Below are 3,651 nucleotides of genomic sequence, written 5' to 3' on the forward strand. Positions count from 1 at the left end.
GACAGATGCAGTGTCTGCAGCGAGGAATTGCATCCCCACCGGGCCGACGACCTGCCCGCCTATCTGGTCATCGTCATCGTCGGCCATGTCGTGCTGGGCGCCTTCATGGGCGTTGAGGCCACGTCGACGCTGTCCACATGGCAGCACATCGCCATCTGGGTTCCGCTGACCATCCTTTTGTCGGTTGCGTTGCTGCAGCCGATCAAGGGTGCCGTCATCGGACTGCAATGGGCCTTCTATATGCACGGCTTCGGCGGCGAGCACGACGTGATCGAGCCGCATCCCGGAGCCTAGGCCGCAGCCAAGAATGCTGCCTGGCGCAACATACCGACCGTGAAAGGCCACTTTCGCTTGCCAGAAGTTTCCGCTAGGTCCTGCGCATGGACGGTATGACCAAGGCGGAAGTCGACAGGATCGAGCGGAGCATGATCGCTCATAGCGACCGGCCAATTCGCCCGCGCGACGCGGCAACCCTCATCCTGCTCGACCGCAAGGACGATGACGTGCTGGTTCTGATGGGTCGCCGTCATGCCGGCCACGCCTTCATGCCGGGCAAGTTCGTCTTTCCCGGCGGCCGCACCGATCCGGCCGACAGCCGCATACCGGTCGTCGCCGCATTGCACCCGGAGCAGGAAGCCAGGCTGATCGCCGGACCGGGCCGCACAAGCGCCGCACGAGCCCGCGCCATCGCCCTGTCCGCCATCCGCGAAACCTATGAGGAAGCCGGGCTGCTGATCGGCCGCAAGGGTGCTTTCGCAACCTCCAGGTCCGATTGGCAAGGCTTTGCCGAACACGGCGTGCAACCCTCTCTCGACATGCTGCGCTTCGTTGCGCGCGCCATCACGCCGCCCAACCGCGTGCGCCGCTTCGACACCCGCTTTTTCAGCGCCTGGCGTGACGACGTCGCCGTCGAACTGCCCGGTGGCAGTCCCACCAACGAGCTCGAAGAGCTGGTCTGGCTGCCGCTCGCCAAGGCCAGGGAAGCCGACATACCCGACATCACCCGAATGATCCTGGACGAGCTGGAAAAGCGCCTCGCCCATGATCCACTGTTGCGTCCAGGCGGACCCGTGCCCTTCTACCGGCTTGTCCGCAGCCGCTTCACCCGCGAACTTCTCTAGAGCAATTCCAGGAAAAGTGTGACGCGGTTTTCCCTGGAAAAGCGCTCAGCACTTTCCTTAGATCAAACAGGCAGAGTATTCAGCATCCCATGACGGTCGATACCCAACCACAGGGCGACGAACGCGTACACTGGCTGCCGATGGTGGCGGCGATCTCGTCGATCAGCGTCGTCGGCATCGCCATCGGCCTCGGCATGCCGCTGCTCAGCGTCATCCTTGAAACGCGCGGCCATTCGGCTTCGATGATCGGCCTCAACACCGCCGTTGCCGGCCTCGCCTCGATCGCCGGTGCGCCGCTGGCGACTCCGCTCGCCATGCGGTTCGGCGTTGCCTGGACCATGATCGCCATGATCGCCGCCGGCGCGCTGGCCTTTGTCGGCTTTCATTTCGCACCCGATTTCTGGATGTGGTTTCCACTGCGCATCGTGCTGCACATCGCGCTGACGGTGCTGTTCATCCTGTCCGAATTCTGGATCAGCACCTCGGCGCCGCCGCACCGACGCGGCCTTGTGCTGGGCATTTACGCCACTGTCCTGTCGCTCGGCTTTGCCGCCGGACCGTGGCTGTTCGCCCATCTCGGCAGTTCCGGCTTCAGGCCGTTCGGCGTCATCATCGCCTTGGTGACGCTGGCGGCGATACCCGTGCTGGCAGCACGCAACGAGAGCCCCTCGATCGCCTCGGATGGCGAAACCAGCAATTTCCTGCGCTACATCTGGCTGGTGCCGTCGGCGACCGCAGCCGTGCTGGTGTTCGGCGCGGTGGAAACCGGCGGCTTTGCGCTCTTCCCGATCTATGGCAGCCGCATCGGCTATTCCGAGGCCGATGCGGCCCTTCTGCTGACCATGATCGGCCTCGGCAATGTGTTGTTGCAGATCCCGATCGGCATGATCAGCGATCGCGTCAGCGATCGCCGCTACCTGCTGATTGCCTGCGCCACGGTCGGTCTTATCGGCACCGTCTTCATGCCCTTCTTCGCCCAGAATTGGCATTTGATGGCCGCGCTTCTGTTCGTCTGGGGCGGCGTCGTCGCTGCCATGTACACGATCGGCCTTGCCCATCTCGGCTCGCAGCTTTCCGGCCATGAACTGGCGTCGGCCAACGCCGCCTTCGTGCTGTGCTACGGTGTCGGCATGGTGCTCGGCCCGCAGGCGATCGGCATCGGCATGGATGCGTTCGGCCCGTCCGGCTTCGGCTGGTCGCTCGGCCTGTTCTTCGCCGCCTATATCGCTTTGGTCGCCGTCAGGTTGGTTCGCAAGATCCTGCTGTAGCGCAACTTCCGCCAGCCTGCATTTGGCGCGCACGGTGGCAGGCTGCTGACAGAACCGTGTCAGGAGCACAGGGCTAAAAGAGTGTCCCAAAACACTTGAGGACACTTCCATGATCGACAGCGGCTTTGAAACCACATCGCTACGAATGACACTGCTTCTGCTCGTGACCTTCCAGGCTCCGGCCGCCGACGTCGACCGCATCATGGATGCTGTGGTGGCGATTGCGCCGCTGGCCATGGGCAAATATGACCGCAATGCCTATCAGTCGGCGCACGGCATCGAACGCTACAGGCCGCTTGACGGTGCGGCCGCCGGTGCCGAAACCGAATTGCGGCGGCGGCCCGGCACGGTCGAGGTTTCCTTCGAACTGCCGGACGACCAGGGGCTGGCCGCCCGCGTCGTCGAGGCGATTTTCCAGGCCCATTCCTACCAGGAACCGGTGATCCGCATTCAGCCGATTCTCGCCAGCCGTTCCAAGGGACTGGACGACCGCGCCAATCCGAATCGCTGGTGGAACACGACCGGAGACTGGAAGAAGGTTGCTGCACCGGCGACGGAAACCGCATGATTTCCGTTCACCAGCAGGCTCAGGCGGGTCGCACTAGGCTTGCCGGGCTTGACTTTCCGGGCGCGTTCTTTATGTGTCGCGCCAAGTTTCCCGCGTCCGGGTGTTTCCCCGTGCTCCAGCGGCCAAAACCCCACGAACAAACGGACTGATATCATGGCCAAAGCCGCAAACATCAAGATCAAGCTTCTGTCGACCGCCGACACCGGTTTCTTCTACGTGACCAGCAAGAACAGCCGCACCAAGACCGACAAGCTGTCGTTCCGCAAGTACGACCCGGTCGCCAAGAAGCACGTCGAATTCAAAGAAACCAAGATCAAGTAATCTGGTTTCCCGCTGCAATGCCGAAACGCCGCCCAATGGGCGGCGTTTTTCGTTTGTAACCAGTTGATTTCGTTGCACGTGAGCAGAGACTGCAGCCAAAAGGATTGACCCTTCGCCAAGGTTGCGGCACCCTTCGCCGTGGGTTGGGTGTCATGAACAAGGCGCCTATGGATGTCGAAGAAGGTGAAAGCTGCAATCATTGCAGCCCTTGTCGCTCTGGTTGCTGGCTTCGCCGTCAGCAACGGGCTGATAAGCCAGCAGACGGCCGATGAGATCAAGGCCAGGACTGACCAGGTTCTGAGTGAGGAAGAGGCCGCACCGCCTGCACCTCAGCCTGACAGTCCCGCCGCGCCTTCCACGGAACCCCCTGCCT

General features: G+C 62.6%; 6 protein-coding genes. All 6 read left to right on the top strand.

The annotated features are described in order from the left end of the window. Positions 1 to 294 (top strand): DUF983 domain-containing protein (locus tag EN749_RS32550; protein WP_128364704.1); only part of this gene is annotated, 294 nt, incomplete at its 5' end. Between the two features lie 86 nt (positions 295 to 380). Next, on the top strand, positions 381 to 1,121 hold the full coding sequence (locus EN749_RS32555; RefSeq protein ID WP_128364705.1) for an NUDIX domain-containing protein: 741 nt from the start codon (positions 381 to 383) through the stop codon (positions 1,119 to 1,121). Positions 1,122 to 1,210: 89 nt separating this feature from the next. After that, positions 1,211 to 2,389 (top strand): MFS transporter, encoded by a 1,179-nt coding sequence (locus tag EN749_RS32560; protein ID WP_023810543.1) that lies wholly within the window; start codon positions 1,211 to 1,213, stop codon positions 2,387 to 2,389. A 109-nt stretch (positions 2,390 to 2,498) separates the two neighbouring features. After that, the gene (locus EN749_RS32565) at positions 2,499 to 2,957 is read left to right on the top strand and encodes a hypothetical protein (protein WP_128364706.1); all 459 of its coding nucleotides are present in this window, start codon (positions 2,499 to 2,501) and stop codon (positions 2,955 to 2,957) included. A gap of 153 nt (positions 2,958 to 3,110) precedes the next feature. Further along, positions 3,111 to 3,278: a 50S ribosomal protein L33 gene (gene rpmG / locus EN749_RS32570; protein ID WP_006201775.1), complete on the top strand. Its 168-nt coding sequence runs from the start codon at positions 3,111 to 3,113 to the stop codon at positions 3,276 to 3,278. Positions 3,279 to 3,449: 171 nt separating this feature from the next. Next, the coding region (locus tag EN749_RS38320) for a hypothetical protein (protein WP_128364707.1) at positions 3,450 to 3,651 on the top strand (202 nt) is incomplete at its 3' end.

It is taken from the genome of Mesorhizobium sp. M7A.F.Ca.ET.027.02.1.1 (assembly GCF_004022985.1).
GTDB lineage: Bacteria > Pseudomonadota > Alphaproteobacteria > Rhizobiales > Rhizobiaceae > Mesorhizobium.

What these genes read in the sequence shown, in the direction of transcription:
- EN749_RS32555 (WP_128364705.1), top strand. Translation starts at nt 381, where the DNA reads ATGGACGGTATGACCAAGGCGGAAGTCGACAGGATCGAGCGGAGCATG.
- rpmG (WP_006201775.1), top strand. Translation starts at nt 3,111, where the DNA reads ATGGCCAAAGCCGCAAACATCAAGATCAAGCTTCTGTCGACCGCCGAC.
- EN749_RS32560 (WP_023810543.1), top strand. Translation starts at nt 1,211, where the DNA reads ATGACGGTCGATACCCAACCACAGGGCGACGAACGCGTACACTGGCTG.
- EN749_RS32565 (WP_128364706.1), top strand. Translation starts at nt 2,499, where the DNA reads ATGATCGACAGCGGCTTTGAAACCACATCGCTACGAATGACACTGCTT.